We start from the raw sequence: 18,127 nt of genomic DNA on the forward strand, positions 1-18,127 counted from the left end.
TCTATCGTAAAAGCAGAGCATATTCTCCGCCTGTTGGCTGGTTTACTCGATCATTTTTTCGGCTCTGCGCCGCATGGCAGCAGGCGACAGCTCCGAAAGATACACCGTGTCCACCACGGCCCCGTCTGCCAGAACATAACTCTGGGGCAGCTCGTCCGAAAGGCTCACCACCGCGCCGTTCTTCTGGGCGTAGTTCAGAAACTCCCGGCCCCGGGGGGTGATGGTGGTGGTTTCCAGATTGAAGATGCCGATGATGTCCCGGTCATTCAGCACGTAGTCACGGCCCAGATGAATATACATACAGTATTTTCCTCATTCTGGCAGTTCATGCATAAAACGCCGTTTATTCACCGGCGGCTGCATGTACTTTTGCATCATTTCTTCATGCTTTGCTCAGCACACCGCCGTTCATGCGGTACACTTCGCCGTCCGTTTTCAGGAACGCGGTATCATCGCAGCTGGTCACGAATGTCTGCTTTTCCTTCATGCGGGTGAGCAGATACTGCTTGCGGCCCTCGTCCAGCTCGCTGAGCACATCGTCCAGCAGGAGCACCGGGTGCTCTCCGGTGATCCGGGCAGCGGCAGCCGCTTCGGCCATTTTCAGGCTCAGCACCACGCTGCGCTGCTGTCCCTGACTTGCAAACACCTTTGCGGGCTGGTCGTCCAGCAGCAGCTCAACGTCCTCGCGGTGGATGCCGCACAGGCTCTGCCCGGCGCGCAGCTCTTCGTTCTGGCGCTGCTTCAAAAGTGCGGACAGTCCGCCCGGCTCAAACTGGGCGGCATAGCGCACCGCCATGCGCTCTGCCCCGTGGGAAAGCTCGGCATAGTTGGCGCAGGCCAGCGGTGTGAGCAGGGCCAGATACTCCCGCCGCCGCTTCTGGATGGCCTCGCCCTGCGCTGCAAGCTCCACGTTCAGCACTTCCAGCAGGGCGCATTTTTCTGCCCACGGGCGCTCCGTGCCGCCTGCGGAATGACGCAGAAGCGCGTTTTTCTGCTGCAATGCCCGCACATAGCGGCGGTAGGTGGCAAGGTAGCCGGGGTACAGCTGGCACAGCGCCGCGTCCAGAAACCGCCGCCGTCCTTCCGGTGCACCTTTTACAAGGCTCAGGTGCCCGGGGTCGAACACCACAGCCGGAAAGCTGCCCGCAAGGCCCGCCGCCCGCTTGGGCGGAGAGCCGTTGACCGATGCATACCGGCCGGGGCGCTGTGCATCCGGCGTGCCCACCGTAATGCGCACATTTGCCGGTTCGTCCGGTTCCTGATCCTCCTGCCGGGTGCGCTGGGTGACGGCCTCCAATACCGCGAATGTTTCTCCACGGCGCACAAGCTCGGCATCCTTGCCGCCCCGGAAGCTTTTGCCGCCGGTCAGCAGCCAGATGGCCTCCAGCAGGTTCGTTTTGCCCTGACCATTGTTGCCACAGATCACGGTCAGCTCCCGGCCAGGTTCCAGCTGCGCTGCCGCAATATTGCGGTAATTCGCAACTTCCAGTGAAAGCAGACGCATTACTGGCCCTGACCCACTTCCACGGTCTGGCCGTCCAGCTCGATCACATCACCGGCACGGCACTTCTTGCCGCGCATGGTGCACACCTCGCCGTTCACCTTCACGGCACCGCCCTGCACCAGCTCCTTGGCTTCGCCGCCGGTCTCGCACAGGCCTGCATATTTCAGCAGGGCATCCAGCTTGATAAATTCCGTATGGATGAGAATTTTCTGCATAATTTCGCCCTCTTAATCGTTCTTGAAGCGCACCGGCAGCACCAGATACAAAAAGTCGTTGCCCTCGGCAGGCAGCACCTTGACCGGGCTCAGAGGGCCGCTGATCTCCATGCGGACCTTCTCGGTGCGGGCGTTGCGCAGCGCATCCAGCAGATAGCGGTTGTTGAAGCCGATCTCCACTTCGTCGCCCTCGCAGTCGGCGTTGAACTCGTCCACCACGCGGCCAAGGTTGGTCTGGCAGCGCACCACGACTCTACCCTCTGTAAAGGAGATGCGGAGAGGATTTTTTAAACGCTCTGTAATAATCAGCGAAGCACGCTCGATGGTCTCGATGAATTCCTTGGTGTCGATGGTCACGCGGGTGCGGCTGTCGGCGGGGATCACATTGCGGTAGTTGAGGAATTCGCCCTCGATCAGACGGCTCATGATGGTGTAGCCGCCGGCCATAAAGACTACATAGCGGCGGTTGGCGCTGATGTGCACCGGCTCTTCGTCGTCGTTGGGCAGCAGGTGGGCGACCTCGGTCATGGTCTTGCTGGGCACGATGATGCGGATATCCTTTACCGCCGTCACCGGGCGTTCCACGATGGCCAGACGGTAGCCGTCCAGTGCCACCACAGTCAGCTTATCGGGCAGGATCTCGAACAGCTCACCGGTGTGGGCGGGCTTTTTCTCGTCCTGACTGACAGCATATAACGTACGATCGATCATATCTTTCAGCACGCCGGTCTTGATGGTCAGGGTCTCTTCCGCTCCGGTATTGGGCAGCTCCGGGAAATCGTTGGCCGGCATGGACTGGATCTCGAACTGGACTACGCCGCTCTGGATGGTGGTCTTGCCGTTCTCGGCAGAGAGGATGCTGACCTGACCGGCGGGCATCCGGCTGATCATGCTGCTGAGCAGCTTTGCATTCAGCACCACCTCGCCGGCTTCCTTGACATTGGCTTCGATGGTGGTCACGATGCCCATTTCCAGATCGTAGCCGGTGAGGTTGAGCTGGAAGCCTTCGGCTTTCAGCAGGATGCCTTCCAGCACAGGGATGGCAGAACGCATGGTGACGGCTTTGGACACACCATCGATGGCTGCGCTCAGCAGAACTTTATCACATACGATGTTCAAACTGAATTCTCTCCTTTGTTTTTCGTTTCTGATGTTGTTTTGTGTTTGAAAACAGTTTCAGAACCGGTCTATCTTATTGAACTTGTTGTAGTAACCGTAGTAGGGGGTGGGGAACTTGTGGAAAACCCCGAAAAGCCTTGTCGGAATGCGGGGGTTTTGGTTTCCACGGGGTTGTGAATGTGTTGTGAATGGATCGTGGAAAGGTTGGGATAGGTCTTTCTTTCCACAGACCATGTGGAGAACGAAGGTTGAATGTTGAAAACTCTGTGGAAAGTGTGGAAAGATTTGCGTTTTTACCACAAGATATAGGTTCTTTTTCCCCGTTTTGTTCCGTTTTCTCCCCATATTTTGGGGTTTTACCCATAAATGAGTACGACTTTTGCACGATTTCTGCGGTCAGGCCTTCACGTTCTTGATGATGTCGCTCACGGTCTCGCGCAGGTGCTGGTCGTTCTTCATGTCACGCTCCATGGTCTTGAGGGAGTAGACGATGGTGGAGTGGTCACGGCCGGAGAATTCACGGCCGATCTCTTCCATGCTCATGCCGGTGACCTCGCGCAGGATGTAGATGGCCACGCGGCGGGCAGAGGCAACGTTGGCGTTGCGCTTGGTGCCGCGGATGTCGGCAGGGGAGACGTTGAAGGTGCGGGACACCTCGCCGATGATCTTCTCGATGGTCACGGGCACCGGCTGGGTCTCGTTGAGGATGTCCTTGATGGCATTCTGGGCCACACTGATGACCGGCTGGATGCCCTCCAGCATGTAGTAGGCGTTCAGTTTTTTTACAGCGCCTTCCAGCTGGCGGATGTTGTTCTTCAGGTGGTTGGCAATAAACTCGGCCACATCCTCGGGCAGGTCCAGATGCAAAAGCTCTGCCTTGCGCTTGACGATGGCCACGCGGGTCTCAAAATCCGGCGGCTGCACATCGGCGGTCAGGCCCCACTCAAAGCGGGTGCGCAGCCGCTCTTCCAGGCTTTTGATCTCCTTGGCCGGGCGGTCGGAGGCAATGACGATCTGCTTGTGGGCATCGTGCAGGGAGTTGAAGGTGTGGAAGAACTCCTCCTGCGTGGACTCCTTGCCGGCGATGAACTGGATATCGTCCACCAGCAGAAGGTCTGCCACGCGGTACTTCATGCGGAAATCCTCGGTGCTGCCGGCGCGGATGGCGGCGATCAGCTCATTGGTGAACTGCTCGCAGGTAACGTACATGATGACGAAATCGGGGTGGGTGCGCTTGATCTCGGTTTGGATGGCCGTGAGCAGATGGGTCTTGCCAAGGCCGGAGCCGCCGTAGATAAACAGCGGGTTGTATGCGCCGGAGGGATTGGCCGCAACCGCCTGTGCAGCAGCAAACGCAAACTGGTTGGAAGGGCCTTTGATGAAGTTTTCAAATGTGAACTCGTAGTTGCCCTGCGGGGAGGCGGGGTTCGCCTCGTACTGCTGGGCCAGCACCACCTCGTGCGGCGGCGTGCTGGGCACCACCAGCGTGATGTCCACGTCGAAGCCCAGCACGGTCTTGAAGGCTTCCTTGAGCAGGCCAAGGTAGCGGTCCGTCACGATCTTGCAGATGAAGTCGTTGCGCACCGAAAGGGTGATGTGGCTGGAATCCTCAAAGCTGATCGGCTCCAGTCCGTCGATATAGAGATTATAGGTCGGCTCGGCCATCTGCGTTTTGCAGTACGCCTGGGCGGCCTCTAAAACGTCCTTAAAAGAATCCATAAAACATCCACTCCGTTAAAGTTTTCAACAATGCTGCTGATACTAGGTTAGTATACCACAAAAAACGCTGTGCGTCCATATTTCTATAATGTAATTTATAATACATAAGAAAAGGCCCTGCACGGCCGTTGTGGCATGGGCAAAACAGGGCCACAATATCTTGTGGCAAAAGAGTTTTCCACGGCAGAATGGTGAAAAAGTTGAAAATCTTTTCACAAAAAAGTTTGAAGGAAAGCGAAAAAAATGCTTGACAGAACGCCATACTATGCGATATACTGTTGAATTGCAAGCCTGTCCCCAATCTGGGACCACATCAGACCCCATACCGGGGATAAGTTTTTACGGAGGATACAACCATGAAGAGAACTTTTCAGCCCAAGAAGCGTCAGCGCAAGGAAGTTCATGGCTTTCTGACCCGCATGAGCACCAAGAACGGCCGTAAGGTCATCAATGCTCGCCGTGCAAAGGGCCGCAAGAGCCTGACTGTCTGATCCGGCCTTTTATGACGGGATCCGGCGCAGAAATGAATATGCGCACAAAAGACCGCTGATATTGGATTAGCGGTCTTATTTTTTTTTGAAAATTGAAAGAATTTTCGTAAAAATGCCCGCATGGGCTTTCAAAGTCGAAAAATTTTTGATATACTGGCTGAAGAATGCACCCTTCGGGGCGTGTTCTCAGCCACAGAAAGGAGGCGCGGAATCATGCGCTATCGTCCCATCCGCCGCAACAGCGAGTTTGGCAGAGTGTATGCCCGCGGCAAATCCTATGTGAACCCCGGTCTTGTGATGTATGTGCTCAAGACCCGCAGCAAAAAGACCCGCGTGGGTCTGACCGCCACCAAAAAGATCGGCCACGCCGTGCAGCGCAACCGCGCCCGCCGTGTGATGAAGGCGGCCATCGACGAGCATCTGGACTACAACATCGGCGGCTACGATCTGATCTTTGTAGCCCGCGGTATGACCCCGCGGCTGAAGAGCTGGCAGCTGAGCAGCGTTGTGGCAAAGCTGTTTGCACAGGCCGGTCTGCCGGATAAGGCCAAACGGCCGGATGCGCCGCCCCCTGCCACCGTGCCCCCGGCACGCAGGGCACAGGCGGAAAAGCCGGACGCATGAACCGCCTGCAGTACATCTGCCGCCGCGCGCTGTGCGTGCCCATCCGGGCCTACCAGTACACTCTTAGCCCATGGATCGGCCGCAGCTGCCGTTTTACGCCCAGCTGCAGCAACTACACCATGCAGGCCATCATGACCCATGGGTGCGTAAAGGGCATCCTGCTGGGGGCATGGCGCATCGCCCGGTGCAATCCCTTCGGCAAATGGGGCTTTGACCCGGTGCCGGAGCCGGGCCGCTGGCAGAACCCTGCCCGCCGGCTGCAGCCCGCAAAGCTGTTTTCCACACGGCACAAGCAAAAGGTGGAAAAATAAATATGCTTCTTGTGACGCGGTGCACTGTGGGCAGCGTGTCCTACGATAAAAATAACAAGTCCCGTGCCACAGACGGGGCAGAATGGACAAAGGTATGAACTTCTTTTACATCCTGAGCGGTCCTCTCGGCTATGTCATGGAGTGGATCTACAAGCTGCTCCCGAGCTACGGCTGGGACATCATCATCTTCACGCTGCTCATCAACATCGTCAAGATCCCTCTGCAGCTGAGCCAGCAGAAGAGCATGGCTAAAATGTCGGCCTTCCAGCCCATGATGATGGAGATCCAGACCAAGTACAAGGACAAGCCCGAAAAGCAGCAGGAAGAAATGCTCAAGCTGCAGCAGGACTACGGCTATAACCCCACCGCAGGCTGCGTGCCCATGCTGTTGAACTTCCTTGTCATGTTCGGCGTTATCGGTGTCGTGTACAATCCGCTGGAGCGCATCTTCCACATCAGCGCTGCGGCTCTGACCGCCGCCGGTGAGGCCCTGACCGCCTCCGGCGTCGCCTTTACCGCCATCACCCGCGATACCAACATCATCGCACAGGTGGTTGCTGGCAACGGCGGTGTGCTGGGCTGCTTCAGCGCCGAGCAGATCGCTACCATTACCGAGTTCAGCCAGCACATGAACTTCCTCGGCATCGACCTGACCCGCATCCCCAAGCTGGGCCTTTCTCTGGACATCGTGCTGCCGCTGCTGTCGGTCATCACCATGCTCCTGTCCACCCATATCAGCATGAAGGCCAGCGGCCAGCAGATGCAGGGCAGCATGAAGCTGACCATGTATATGATGCCGCTGATGTACCTGTTCTTCTGCTTCACCTATCCTCTGGCATTCTCTCTGTACTACGTCATTTCCAACATCGTGATGACCGTGCAGACTCAGGTCATGCGCAAGGTGTACGACCCCGATAAGATGCGCAAGGAGATCGAAGCGCAGATCGCAGAAAAGAAAAAGCAGGAAAAACGCGGTGTGAAGAACACTACCGTCAAGGTCACCGATCCCAAGACCGGCAAGACCACGGAAAAGAACATTTCTGCCAGCGAGATGAACAAGCGCCGTCTGGAGTATGCCCGCCAGCTGGACGAGGAGCGCTACAAGGACGAGCGTACCGTGCCGCTGAGCGAGCTGAACAAGCAGGATAAAGAATAAGAGGAGGATGAACGGTTATGATCCGTAAGCAGGAAGCGACCGGCAAAACGGTCGATGAAGCCCGCGCAAAAGCCTGCGCTCTGCTGGGCGTGCAGGCCGATGATCTGAATGTCAGCTGCGAAGTGCTGGAAATGCCCCAGAAGACTGGTTTTCTGGGACTGAAGCTCACCCCCGCTAAGGTGTGCGTGAGCGTGGAGGAGCCGGATGCTCCGGCTGCAGCACCCGCTGAGCCTGTTGTTGAGAAAAAGACTCCCGTGCAGGAGGCTGTCAAGGCCGCTCCCGTGGCAGAGGAGCCTGCTGCTGCGGCAGCACAGCCGGAAGCAAAGGCCGAAGAGCCTGCTGCCCCCGCTGCAGAAGCTGCTGCAGAGCAGCCCGCTGCCGAGGAAGAGGAGCCGGAAGTCCCCATCGTGATCGAAGAGAACGCTAAGATCAAGGCTGCTGTGGACTACCTGCGTGAGGTCATTGCCCTGATGGGCGTGGAGAATGTCACCTTCAGCGCTGTGCAGAAGGGCGAAGCTACCATCATCCGTCTGGACGGTGAAAAGCTGGGTGCCCTCATCGGCCGCCGCGGCGAGACCATGGAGAGCCTTTCCTATCTGGCAAGCCTTGTGGCAAACCGTCTGGAGGGCGATTACATCAAGCTGGGTCTGGATGTGGCCGGCTACCGCGATAAGCGCGAGAGCGACCTGACCGCACTGGCACAGCGCATTGGTGCCAAGGTGCGCAAGACCGGCCGCAGCTTTGCCATGGAACCCATGAACCCCTACGAGCGCCGTATCATCCACTCTGCCATCAGCAAGATGGAGGGCGTGCGCAGCGAGAGCAAGGGCGAAGGCCGTGACCGCCGTGTGGTCATCTACTCCACCGCACCCGATGCACAGACCGAGAACACCTATGGCGAGCGCCGTCCCCGCGGCGGACGCGGCAATGGCCGTCGTCCCGGCGGCAGCCGCAATGGCGGCTATCGCGGCGGGAACCGTTCTGAGCATGGCGACCACAATGGAAACCGTGGCGGTTACCGTGGCAGCCGCAATGGTGCACCCCGCGGCCCGCGGCCTTCCGGCGTGCCGGAGCGCACCTATGCACCCCGTGATGCAGAGAATGCAGCACCGGTAGCACCCAAGCGCACCGAGCGGGTGGACGATTTTGCCGATTTCAGCTTTGGCAAGATCGAGCTGTAATACGGAATTACTTTTGAAATCAGGGTCTCCGGAAAATCTGCGGATTTTCCGGAGACCTTTTTTCACGCAAAAAAGGATTTTACCCAAAACTGATGCCAAGCTGGTTTCGGGTTGGGCAGCCGTTGCGGTATACTGAACACGAAAAAAGTCATTCTTCTCAAAATTTGGAGAAACTGCCTGTTTTTTGCCGAAATCTTTCTCTTAAATGGCAATTGTAAAACAATTGGTCAAGGCTTTATACTGTAGTCAAGAGCGTTCTGTTCGTGAAGAACAGACAGAATGATGAAAAGAGAGGTATTCAACTATGGCTCAGAACAAGATCTCCCGCCGCAGCTTCCTGCGTGGTGCAGGGGCATCCGCCACCATCGCAGCCGCCAGCTGCATGGCACCCTCTGCAGCCGCCTGTGACATCAAGTCCCTGTGGAGCATGGATCTGCAGATCCTTGCCACCAGCGATACCCACGGCAAATTCGACCCATGGGACTACGCTGCCAACAAGGCAGATGCTTCCGGCAGTGTGGCCCAGCAGGCGACCGCCATCAAGCAGTGCCGCACCCGGAACACGCTGGTGGTGGATGCAGGCGATACCATTCAGGCCAACTCCGCAGAGCTGTTCCTGAACGATGACCTGCATCCCATGGTCGCTGCCATGAATGCCATCGGCTATGATATCTGGACCACCGGCAACCATGAGTACAACTACGGCATGGATGTGCTGAAAAAGGTCATGGGACAGCAGAAGGCCAAGGTGCTCACCGGCAACGTTTACGCACCGGACGGCACCCCGCTGGCCGATGGCTACACCATCATTAAGAAGGGCACCGTCAAGATCGGTGTCATTGGCATGGTCACCCCCAACATCATCCGCTGGGATGCCAAGAATCTGGAGGGCTGGAAGGTCACCAACCCTGTGGACGAGAGCCGCAAGATCATTGATAAGATCAAGGATCAGGTGGATGTTCTGATCGGCGTCATGCACATGGATACCGAGAACGAGTACGGTGTCTATGGCTCCGGCGTCACCGATCTGGCCAATGCCTGCCCCGAGTTCGACGTCATCGTGGGCGGCCACGGCCACAGGAGCATCCCCAACATGATGATCAACAACGTGCTGGTGGTGGAGAACAAGAACGCCGGTGCCACCCTGTCCGAGATCCACGTCTATCTGGAGCGCCAGCTGGACGGTAAGTGGAAGGTCGTGAACCGCACCTCTGAAAACCTGCAGATCAAGGAGTACGAGCCCGATCCGGAGCTGACCGCTTTGCTGGCTCCCTACGACACCCGCGCCAAGGAAGACGCTGTTACCCCCATTGGCGAGCTGAAGGGCGGCGATCTGGCCCCCGAAAACGAGATCGACTGCCTGCCGCAGGCCATGGTGCAGGATACCGCGCTGCTGGACTTCATCAACGAAGTGCAGATGTACTACACCGGTGCGCAGGTCTCTGCTACCGCCCTGACCTCCATGACCTCCCAGATGCGCGCGGGCACCATCCGCAAGTGCGATATGGCCAGCATCTACACCTACCAGAACACCCTGTACAAGCTGCAGATGACCGGCGAGCAGCTGCGCCGCTTTATGGAGTGGTCCGCAGCCTTCTTCAAGACATGGAAGCCGGATGAAGTGACCATCGCCTTTGACCCCTCGGTGCGCTACTACCTGTACGATGCTTTTGAGGGCGTCAACTATGAGCTGGACGTCTCCAAGGAGCCGGGCCACCGCATCAAGAACCTCAAGTGGCCGAACGGCAAGGCCGTGAAGGACACCGACACCTTTGTGGTGGCAGTGAACAACTACCGTGCCACCACCCAGCTGCTGACGGCTGCGGACATCTTCCTGCCGGGCGAAGAGCTGCCCAAGCTGTTGGAGATCGATGTGCGCGGCGACGTGGGCGGCATCCGCGAGCTGCTGGGCGAGTACATCCGCACCGTGAAGGGCGGCACCATTGAGCCGCACGTGAACAACAACTGGAAGATCGTGGGCAACAACTGGAAGGCTGCCGATCACCAGAAGGCTGTGCAGCTGCTGCGCGAGGGCAAGCTGGCCCTGAATGAGAATGCCGATGCACGCACGCTGCCTGGCAAGGCCATCACCACGGCGGATATCGCCAAGTTCTAAAAAACAGTTTCTTGTAAAAAGGGGCTTTCCGTGTTGGGACGGAAAGCCCCTTTTTTGTGTGAGAAACGGGCGGATTTTCAACCGTTTCCCGGGAATTGGTTGAAAAAACAGTACCATTCCGCAGCATTTCGTGGTACAATGAAACTGTATTGGTCTCGCTGCTGTGGGCAGATGGGAGCAAGCGGCCAGACCGGGCGCGGAAAGGAAGCCAGAAAAAACCATGCAGGAAACGACCATTGCAGCCATTGCAACAGCACCGGGCGCAGGCGGCATTGCCGTCGTGCGGCTCTCCGGTGCGGAGAGCTATCCCATAGCAGCCCGGGTGTTCCGCCCGGCCAACGCCGCAAAAAAGGTGGAGAATGCCAAAGGCTACACCGCCATGTACGGCACATTCCGGGAAGGGGACGAAGCCTTTGATGAGGGGGTGGCCCTGTTTTTCCGCGCGCCCCACAGCTATACCGGCGAGGACGTGGTGGAGCTTTCCTGCCATGGCGGCAGCGCCGTGGCCCGCCGTCTGGTGGAAGCCTGTCTTGCTGCCGGTGCTCAGCCTGCCGCGCCCGGCGAGTACACCCGCCGCGCGTTCCTGAACGGCAAGCTGGGTCTGACGCAGGCCGAAGCGGTGATGGATCTGATCTCGGCGGATGGCCGTCAGGGTGCCGCGCTGGCCAATGCCGCGCTGGGCGGTGCGCTGGCAAAGAAGATCAGTGCCCAGAAGGAAGCGCTTACCGCCATTCAGGCTCACCTTGCCGCATGGGTGGATTTTCCCGAAGAGGATGTGCCGGAGCTGGACGGTGACCATCTGCACCGCGTACTGAGTGGGGTAAAGGCAGAGCTGGACGAGTTGATCCATAATTATCAGGCGGATACCGTCCTGCGCGAAGGTGTGGACTGCGCCATTGTGGGCAGACCAAATGCGGGCAAATCCACACTGCTCAACCTGCTGGCCGGGTTCGACAGGGCCATCGTCACGCCGGTGGCTGGCACCACCCGTGACGTGGTGGAGCAGGCGGTACAGCTGGGGGATATCCAGCTGAATCTGTTCGATACCGCCGGTCTGCGCGAGACTGAAGATGCCATTGAAGCCGAGGGCATCCGCCGCAGTTGGAAAAAGCTGGAGGAGGCAGGCCTGATCCTGGCTGTGTTCGATGGCTCTGAGCCGCCCACGCGGGAAGATCTGGAGCTTGCACAGCGTTGCACAGGCCGTCCAGCCATTGCACTTATCAACAAAGAGGATAAACCAACGCAATTTGACGCAGAGTTGATAGCACCCTGCTTTGCCATGGTGCTGCCGGTGTGCTGTCAGGAGGAGGAGAGCCGCAAGGTGATCTCCGCTGCGGTGGCCCGCCTGCTGGGTACCAGCCAGATCGATCCCCATGCCGCCAGTCTGTCCGGCCAGCGTCAGCTTTCCGCCGCACTGCGTGCGCGGGACGCTGTGGCCGGTGCACTGGATGCTGCCGCAGGCGGCTTTGGGCTGGATGCCGTTTCCGTCTGTGTGGACGACGCACTGGCCGCCCTGTGCGACCTGACCGGTGAGAACGCCTCGGAAGCTGTGATCGAACAGGTGTTTGAACGTTTCTGCGTGGGAAAGTAAGAGCCGGGGATGTTCTCTTTTGACACCAAAAGAGAACCAGAAAAGTGCCAGCGATTTCGACGCGCTGGAGCCACGAAAAAGGGGCTGCTCGCCCCTTTTAACCCCAAAGCAGAGGGCTGCACCGGAAAAAACTGAAGATTCACGCCTGTTCGGCGTGAAGATCTTTTAACCGTTTTTTTCGGCTCCGCCGATTTGCAGCCCCTCAGTCGCTGCGCGACAGCTCCCCCCGGGGGAGCAAGCGCAGCAGCTGCCGTTTCCCGTTATGGCCCCTCCCGTGAAAAGGCAAATCTGGAAAATCCGCAGATTTTCCAGATTTGCGAAATTAAAAATAATTTTTCCGCTGAATATGCCCAGAGTGAAACGGAGGGCATTTTAAATCATTTGTTAGAGGAAACCCGAAAGTATATGAACCACTTAGGAGATTATGACGTTATCGTCATCGGTGCCGGTCATGCCGGCATCGAGGCAGCTCACGCCGCCGCAACGCTGGGCGCGAGAACGGCCGTGTTTACCATGAGTCTGGATGCCATTGGCAACATGCCCTGCAACCCCAGCATTGGCGGCACGGCAAAAGGTACGCTGGTACGTGAATTGGATGCACTGGGCGGCGTGATGGGCCTTGCTGCGGATGCCACCTATCTGCAGAGCCGGATGCTCAACAAGGGCAAAGGCCCGGCGGTGCACGCCCTGCGTGTGCAGACCGACCGCAAGCGCTACCATGAATATATGAAGCATGCATTGGAACTCACGCCCGGCCTTGCCATCCATCAGGCTGAGGTTGTGAGCATCGAGACCGAGAACGGCCGTGTGAAGGGCGTTGTGACCCAGCTGAACGGCGAATACAGCGCCAAGTGCGTGGTCATTGCCACCGGCACGAACCTTGGCGGCAAAATTTTTGTGGGCGATGCATGGTACGCCTCCGGCCCGGACGGGATGCACGCCGCTAACGCCCTGACCGACAGCCTGAAGGCTGCCGGGCTGCCGCTGCGCCGGTTCAAGACCGGCACCCCTGCCCGGGTGCACCGCCGCAGCATCGATTTTTCCAAGCTGGAATGCCAGCCCGGCGACCCGGACAATGAGCTGCAGCCCTTCAGCTTTATGACCGATGCACCCATGCACAACAAGGTGGAGTGCTGGATCGCCTACACCAACCCCGAGACCCACAGGATCATTCTGGATAACATCCGGCGCAGCCCGCTCTATGGCGGCATGATCGAGGGTGTTGGCCCGCGCTACTGCCCCTCCATTGAGGATAAGGTGGTGCGCTTTGCGGGCAAGGACCGCCACCCCATTTTTGTGGAACCCTGCGGCGAGAACACCGAAGAGATGTATCTGCAGGGAGCCTCCAGCAGCCTGCCGGAGGATGTGCAGAACGCCTTCTACCGCAGTATCAAAGGGTTTGAGAACATCGAGATCATGCGCCCGGCCTACGCCATCGAGTACGACTGCGTGGACCCCACCAGTCTGGAAGCCACGCTGGAAAGCAAGGTGGTGCGGGGACTGTACGGCGCGGGTCAGTTCAACGGCACCTCCGGCTACGAGGAAGCCGCCGCCCAGGGCCTGCTGGCCGGACTGAACGCTGCCCGCAATGCGCTGGGCAAAGAGCAGCTCATTCTGCCGCGCCACACCAGCTACCTTGGCACACTGGTGGATGATCTGGTCACCAAAGGGGTCATGGACCCCTACCGCATGATGACCAGCCGCAGCGAGTACCGCCTGACTCTGCGTCAGGACAACGCTGACCAGCGGCTGACCCCCATCGGCAGGGAATACGGCCTTGTGCAGGATGACCGCTGGGCCAAGTACCAGCACACCCAGAGCATTCTGGAAGCGGAGCGCCGCCGCCTGCACGAGACACATCTGCGCACCGCCGACCTGCGCACCGCCATGGAAGCGGCCGGTCTTGCCCCTGCTGCCGAGGGCGGCATTGCGGAAGAGCTGCTGCGCCGACCGGAGATCAGCTATCCGCTGCTGGCCGGTGTCATCGGCTGGGGCGAGCAGATCACCCCCATGCTGGCCGAACGGCTGGAGACCGAGATCAAGTATGCGGGCTACATTGCCCGGCAGGATCGGATGATCCGGGACGTGGCCCGGCACGAAAAGACCCTGATCCCAGATGATTTTGAATATTCCGACCTGACCGGCCTGACACTGGAAGCCCGCGAAAAGCTGGCCCGCATCCGGCCGAAGAACCTCGGTCAGGCGGGGCGCATCCCGGGCGTATCGCCCTCCGATGTGGCGCAGCTGAGCATTGCACTGGCAGCGAGAGGAAAATAAAATGGAAGAACTGAAGCTTTACGAGGGCCGTCCTGCCGACTGCACCGGGCGGCTGGAAAAAGAGATCCGTACCTATGACCTGCTGGACAAGCTGGGCATCCAATTCTGGCGCACCGACCACGGCTGGATGAAGGCCGATACCATGGAGGACTGCCATGTGATCGATGCCTGCCTGAATGCCACCGTGTGCAAGAATCTGTTCCTGTGCAACCGGCAGAAGACGAACTTCTATCTGCTCATGATGCCCGGGGACAAGCCCTTCAAAACCAAAGAGCTTTCCCATCAGCTGGGCATTGCCCGCCTGAGCTTTGCCTCGCCCGAGGATATGGAGCAGTATCTGGACTGCACGCCCGGCTCCTCCTCCATTATGGGCCTTGCCAATGATGCTGAAAATAAGGTGCAGCTGCTGATGGATGAGGACATAAAGGCAGGGGAGTACCTCGGCTGCCACCCCTGCATCAACACCTCCTCGCTCAAGCTGCGAACGGCAGATGTGCTGGAAACTTTCCTGCCTGCCGTGCACCACGAGCCAATCTTCGTTCACTTGACCGGCGAATAACAGAAAGGAAAATCTGCGTATGATCGATAAACCGCGCCTTGAAGCAAAATGTTCCACATGGAACATCACTCTCACCGGCACCCAGCTGGACCAGCTGGATGCCTTTGCCGAAATTCTGGTGGACTACAACCAGAAGGTCAACCTGACCGCTATCACCGACCCCGAGGGGATCGAGGATAAGCACTTCCTCGACAGCCTGCTGTTTGCCAGCCAGCCGGAAGTTACGGGCCGCATGGTGGATGTGGGCGCAGGCGCAGGCTTCCCGGGCATCGTGACCAAAATCTACAAGCCGGAACTGGAGTTGACCCTGATGGAGCCCACCGGCAAGCGGGTGGAGTTTTTGAAGTACGCCTGTGCACAGCTGGGCTTGACCGGCGTGGAGTTTGCAAAGGAGCGCGCCGAGGAAGCCGCCCGCAAGGCGTGGCGTGAACAGTTTGATCTGGCCTCGGCCCGTGCAGTGGCCGCGCTGCCCATGCTGGCCGAATACTGTCTGCCGCTGGTAAAGGTGGGCGGCAATTTCCTCGCCATGAAAGGCTCTTCCGGTGAGGAAGAACTGGCCGCAGCGCGCGGTGCCATCAAAAAGCTGGGCGGCGAGTACAAAGAGACCCGCACTCTGCACCTTCCGGGCGGCGACACCCGCACCCTGATCCTGTGCAAAAAGATTTCGCAGACTCCGACAGCCTACCCCAGAAACGGCGGAAAAATTGCGAAAAGCCCGTTGAAATAACGAAATACCGATAGAATTTTGTAAAACCCTGCCGAACGAAACTTCTGGCAGGGCTTTTATTTGTGTGATACACTGTGCCTGAAGCCTGAGTTTTCCACGCTTTCCCGGGAAAATGTGAAAAACAAAACCCATCCACCACGCGAAAGGAGCCGTGTATCCATGTTTGAACGCAAAAAGCAGGCGGGCAAGATTTATTTCCTGCCCATCGATCAGATCAGGCCGTCGCCGTTTCAGGCACGGCGGGAGTTCAGCGAGCAGGAGCTGGATGCGCTGGCCCAGAGCATCCGAGAAAATGGTCTGCTGCAGCCCATCTCGGTGCGAAAAGTGTCGGATGGCGGCTACGAGCTGGTAGCCGGGGAGCGGCGGCTCCGTGCCTGCCGCCTTGCTAAAATGAACACTATCCCTGCCATCCTCTGTGATTACGACGATGAGCGCACCGCCGCGCTGGGCCTGCTGGAAAACATCCAGCGCGCAGACCTGAACCCCTTTGAGCAGGCGCAGGGCTTAAAGGATGTGATGGTGCTGTGGGACTGCACCCAGGCCGAGGCCGCCAAACGTCTGGGCATGGCGCAGCCCACCCTTGCCAACAAGCTGCGGCTTTTGCAGCTGAACGCCGATCAGCGGCAGTTCGTGCTGGACAACAACCTCACGGAGCGCCATGCCCGGGCGGTGCTGCGTTTGCCGGAGAACCGCCGCAGTGAAGCATTGATCAACATTGCCAAGCGCCGCATGAACGCCCGCCAGACCGACCTCTACATTGAACAGCTGCTCAACACCCCTGCAAAAGGCAGGCACCGCATCTCGATGGTCAAGGATGTGCGTATTTTTGTGAACACCATCGACCATGCCATCCGTCTGATGACCGATAATGGTGTGCCCGCCACTGCCCACCGGGAGGAGAAGGACGGGTATATCGAATATACGGTGCGCATCCCAACCACCGCCGCCGAACGGTAAAATTGTTCCATGTGGAACAGGAAACTCCCGTGCAGAGCGTAGTCGCGTGTTTAAAGTTTCATGCCTTTTGCTAAAGCATTGCGCCGGGTACGTTCTCTTTTGCGTGCCAAAAGAGAACCAGAAAGGACGGCGGTGCCCGCAGGGCATGAAAGCCCCAGTGGGGCTTTTAAGCCACAGACCGGTTTGCGCAGCAAATGCCGCGTGTTCAGCGCGGCAAGGTCTCCGCTACTTTCGAGGCGCGGGAGGCACGAACTAGGGGCTGCTCGCCCCTAGTAACCCCAAAGCTGTTGGGCTCCATACAAAAAATCCAAGTCGCTTCGCTAAAGGATTTTTTGTGTTCCGCCGATTGGAAGCCCCTCAGTCGCTGCGCGACAGTTCCCTCAAAGAGGGAGCCTCTGGCAAAACCGGAAAGCGTTATGGTCTGCCCGGAAACTTTGCCGTTATGCCAAGGGCTCTCCCTTTGGGAGAGCTGGCAAGCCCGATAGGGCTTGACTGAGAGGGTTAGCCAGCTTCCCGCCGCGCATTCCAAATCGTTGATTCGGCTCCCAAAACCGTGCTGTTTTTGATTTTTCCACTTCTAAAAGTTAAAAATCCAGCGGAAAAAAGCTTCAGATGGTTCAAAAACCGATTTGGATGTGCTATACTAGGTGTTAAGGTGCCTGTATGGACGGGAAACCGGCGGGCATGACTGCGAATGTTCCACATGGAACAATTAAATTTTCCCGGAAGGAAGAATTGTGCGTGGCAAAAATTGTAGCAATTGCGAACCAGAAGGGCGGCGTTGGCAAAACCACCACCGCCGTCAACCTGTCGTCCTGCGTTGCGGCGCTGGGCAAGCGGGTGCTCATCGTAGACCTTGATCCGCAGGGCAATACCACCACCGGCTACGGCATCCCGAAGCGCAGCGTGGAAAAGGGAACCTACGAGATCCTGATCGGTGAAGCGCGGGCCTCCGAGGCCATCCGTAAGACCGAGTACCGCACCGATGTCATCGGCTCCAACACCCGTCTGGCCGGTGCCAGTCTGGAAATGATCGACCTGCCCGCTCGTGAGAGCCGCCTGCGCAAGGCGCTGGCCGAGGTGCAGAAGGACTATGACTTCATCTTTATCGATTGTCCGCCCAGTCTGGACCTGCTCACGCTGAACGGCCTGAGTGCCTGCGACAGCGTTCTCATTCCGGTGCAGTGCGAGTATTACGCGCTGGAGGGTCTTTCGGAGCTGATCAGCACCTTAAAGACCATTCGCAAAAAGTACAATCCGTATCTGGATATCGAGGGCGTGGTGTTCACCATGTTCTCGCTGCGGTATAACCTGACCGTGCAGGTGGTGGAGCAGGTGCAGAAGTATTTCGGCTCCAAGGTGTACAAGACCACCATCCCGCGCTCCATCCGCATTTCGGAGGCGCCCAGCTACGGCCAGCCCATCAATTTCTATGAACCCAAGGGCAAGGGCAGCGAAGCGTACATGGATCTGGCAATCGAATTTGTCAAGAACAACCGCCCGCACGAGCCCAAAAAGGCCCGCAGAAAAAGTGCACCCGTCGCAGAGCAGACGAAAAATGCTCTGGAAGATTAAACCTC

The 18,127-nt window shown here is 58.2% G+C and carries 17 protein-coding genes; 12 read left to right on the forward strand and 5 right to left on the reverse strand.

Going from position 1 to position 18,127, the window contains the following annotated elements; translation table 11 throughout:
* Nucleotides 1-42 precede the first annotated feature (42 nt).
* The 5 genes from GKG34_RS08345 to dnaA all read right to left on the reverse strand — a co-directional run bounded on the left by GKG34_RS08345 (nt 43) and on the right by dnaA (nt 4,557).
* Nucleotides 43-300: a DUF370 domain-containing protein gene (locus GKG34_RS08345; protein WP_005937016.1), complete on the reverse strand. Its 258-nt coding sequence runs from the start codon at nt 298-300 to the stop codon at nt 43-45.
* Between the two features lie 82 nt (nt 301-382).
* Entirely contained in the window at nt 383-1,504 is a 1,122-nt protein-coding gene (locus GKG34_RS08350; RefSeq protein ID WP_005937019.1) for a DNA replication/repair protein RecF, read from the reverse strand.
* A complete protein-coding gene (locus GKG34_RS08355; RefSeq protein WP_005937022.1) occupies nt 1,504-1,719 on the reverse strand; it encodes an RNA-binding S4 domain-containing protein in 216 nt (71 codons plus the stop codon). The genes GKG34_RS08350 and GKG34_RS08355 overlap by 1 nt, the downstream gene beginning before the upstream one ends.
* Before the next feature lie 12 nt (nt 1,720-1,731).
* Complete coding sequence (gene dnaN, locus GKG34_RS08360) at nt 1,732-2,838, reverse strand: DNA polymerase III subunit beta (protein WP_097776786.1); 1,107 nt, start codon at nt 2,836-2,838, stop codon at nt 1,732-1,734.
* Nucleotides 2,839-3,234: 396 nt separating this feature from the next.
* Complete coding sequence (gene dnaA / locus GKG34_RS08365) at nt 3,235-4,557, reverse strand: chromosomal replication initiator protein DnaA (protein ID WP_005937115.1); 1,323 nt, start codon at nt 4,555-4,557, stop codon at nt 3,235-3,237.
* A 356-nt stretch (nt 4,558-4,913) separates the two neighbouring features.
* Here dnaA and rpmH point away from each other — a divergent pair, with 356 nt between their 5' ends.
* From rpmH to GKG34_RS08425, 12 genes are all read left to right on the forward strand, one after another.
* Nucleotides 4,914-5,048: a 50S ribosomal protein L34 gene (gene rpmH, locus GKG34_RS08370; RefSeq protein ID WP_005924258.1), complete on the forward strand. Its 135-nt coding sequence runs from the start codon at nt 4,914-4,916 to the stop codon at nt 5,046-5,048.
* Nucleotides 5,049-5,261: 213 nt separating this feature from the next.
* Nucleotides 5,262-5,672 carry a ribonuclease P protein component gene (gene rnpA, locus GKG34_RS08375; protein ID WP_044953169.1) on the forward strand — a complete coding sequence of 137 codons (411 nt, stop codon included), beginning with the start codon at nt 5,262-5,264 and terminating at the stop codon, nt 5,670-5,672.
* The gene (gene yidD / locus GKG34_RS08380; RefSeq protein ID WP_005937122.1) at nt 5,669-5,983 is read left to right on the forward strand and encodes a membrane protein insertion efficiency factor YidD; all 315 of its coding nucleotides are present in this window, start codon (nt 5,669-5,671) and stop codon (nt 5,981-5,983) included. Before rnpA ends, yidD begins: the two co-directional genes overlap by 4 nt.
* Nucleotides 5,984-6,077: 94 nt before the next feature.
* Nucleotides 6,078-7,139 (forward strand): YidC/Oxa1 family membrane protein insertase, encoded by a 1,062-nt coding sequence (locus GKG34_RS08385; protein ID WP_243139036.1) that lies wholly within the window; start codon nt 6,078-6,080, stop codon nt 7,137-7,139.
* 17 nt (nt 7,140-7,156) lie between these two features.
* Entirely contained in the window at nt 7,157-8,320 is a 1,164-nt protein-coding gene (jag, locus tag GKG34_RS08390) for an RNA-binding cell elongation regulator Jag/EloR (RefSeq protein ID WP_005936973.1), read from the forward strand.
* A 304-nt stretch (nt 8,321-8,624) separates the two neighbouring features.
* Nucleotides 8,625-10,436 carry a 5'-nucleotidase C-terminal domain-containing protein gene (locus tag GKG34_RS08395; protein WP_243139231.1) on the forward strand — a complete coding sequence of 604 codons (1,812 nt, stop codon included), beginning with the start codon at nt 8,625-8,627 and terminating at the stop codon, nt 10,434-10,436.
* Nucleotides 10,437-10,656: 220 nt separating this feature from the next.
* Nucleotides 10,657-12,027 (forward strand): tRNA uridine-5-carboxymethylaminomethyl(34) synthesis GTPase MnmE, encoded by a 1,371-nt coding sequence (mnmE, locus tag GKG34_RS08400; RefSeq protein ID WP_044953129.1) that lies wholly within the window; start codon nt 10,657-10,659, stop codon nt 12,025-12,027.
* 405 nt (nt 12,028-12,432) lie between these two features.
* A complete protein-coding gene (gene mnmG, locus GKG34_RS08405) occupies nt 12,433-14,304 on the forward strand; it encodes a tRNA uridine-5-carboxymethylaminomethyl(34) synthesis enzyme MnmG (RefSeq protein WP_154255981.1) in 1,872 nt (623 codons plus the stop codon).
* A gap of 1 nt (nt 14,305) precedes the next feature.
* Nucleotides 14,306-14,863 carry a prolyl-tRNA synthetase associated domain-containing protein gene (locus tag GKG34_RS08410; RefSeq protein ID WP_337678554.1) on the forward strand — a complete coding sequence of 186 codons (558 nt, stop codon included), beginning with the start codon at nt 14,306-14,308 and terminating at the stop codon, nt 14,861-14,863.
* Nucleotides 14,864-14,882: 19 nt separating this feature from the next.
* Nucleotides 14,883-15,590: a 16S rRNA (guanine(527)-N(7))-methyltransferase RsmG gene (gene rsmG, locus GKG34_RS08415; protein WP_154255982.1), complete on the forward strand. Its 708-nt coding sequence runs from the start codon at nt 14,883-14,885 to the stop codon at nt 15,588-15,590.
* Nucleotides 15,591-15,749: 159 nt separating this feature from the next.
* A complete protein-coding gene (locus GKG34_RS08420) occupies nt 15,750-16,547 on the forward strand; it encodes a ParB/RepB/Spo0J family partition protein (protein WP_154255983.1) in 798 nt (265 codons plus the stop codon).
* Between the two features lie 741 nt (nt 16,548-17,288).
* Complete coding sequence (locus GKG34_RS08425; protein WP_044953183.1) at nt 17,289-18,122, forward strand: ParA family protein; 834 nt, start codon at nt 17,289-17,291, stop codon at nt 18,120-18,122.
* Nucleotides 18,123-18,127: the final 5 nt, after the last annotated feature.

This window comes from Faecalibacterium sp. BIOML-A4 (assembly GCF_009679665.1).
Lineage (GTDB): Bacteria > Bacillota > Clostridia > Oscillospirales > Ruminococcaceae > Faecalibacterium > Faecalibacterium taiwanense.

Bases quoted from the DNA above. Each gene is read 5' to 3' on its own strand.
- GKG34_RS08345 (WP_005937016.1), bottom strand. From the start codon at position 300: ATGTATATTCATCTGGGCCGTGACTACGTGCTGAATGACCGGGACATC.
- GKG34_RS08350 (WP_005937019.1), bottom strand. From the start codon at position 1,504: ATGCGTCTGCTTTCACTGGAAGTTGCGAATTACCGCAATATTGCGGCA.
- GKG34_RS08355 (WP_005937022.1), bottom strand. From the start codon at position 1,719: ATGCAGAAAATTCTCATCCATACGGAATTTATCAAGCTGGATGCCCTG.
- dnaA (WP_005937115.1), bottom strand. From the start codon at position 4,557: ATGGATTCTTTTAAGGACGTTTTAGAGGCCGCCCAGGCGTACTGCAAA.
- rpmH (WP_005924258.1), top strand. From the start codon at position 4,914: ATGAAGAGAACTTTTCAGCCCAAGAAGCGTCAGCGCAAGGAAGTTCAT.
- rnpA (WP_044953169.1), top strand. From the start codon at position 5,262: ATGCGCTATCGTCCCATCCGCCGCAACAGCGAGTTTGGCAGAGTGTAT.
- yidD (WP_005937122.1), top strand. From the start codon at position 5,669: ATGAACCGCCTGCAGTACATCTGCCGCCGCGCGCTGTGCGTGCCCATC.
- GKG34_RS08385 (WP_243139036.1), top strand. From the start codon at position 6,078: ATGAACTTCTTTTACATCCTGAGCGGTCCTCTCGGCTATGTCATGGAG.
- jag (WP_005936973.1), top strand. From the start codon at position 7,157: ATGATCCGTAAGCAGGAAGCGACCGGCAAAACGGTCGATGAAGCCCGC.
- GKG34_RS08395 (WP_243139231.1), top strand. From the start codon at position 8,625: ATGGCTCAGAACAAGATCTCCCGCCGCAGCTTCCTGCGTGGTGCAGGG.
- mnmE (WP_044953129.1), top strand. From the start codon at position 10,657: ATGCAGGAAACGACCATTGCAGCCATTGCAACAGCACCGGGCGCAGGC.
- mnmG (WP_154255981.1), top strand. From the start codon at position 12,433: ATGAACCACTTAGGAGATTATGACGTTATCGTCATCGGTGCCGGTCAT.
- GKG34_RS08410 (WP_337678554.1), top strand. From the start codon at position 14,306: ATGGAAGAACTGAAGCTTTACGAGGGCCGTCCTGCCGACTGCACCGGG.
- rsmG (WP_154255982.1), top strand. From the start codon at position 14,883: ATGATCGATAAACCGCGCCTTGAAGCAAAATGTTCCACATGGAACATC.
- GKG34_RS08420 (WP_154255983.1), top strand. From the start codon at position 15,750: ATGTTTGAACGCAAAAAGCAGGCGGGCAAGATTTATTTCCTGCCCATC.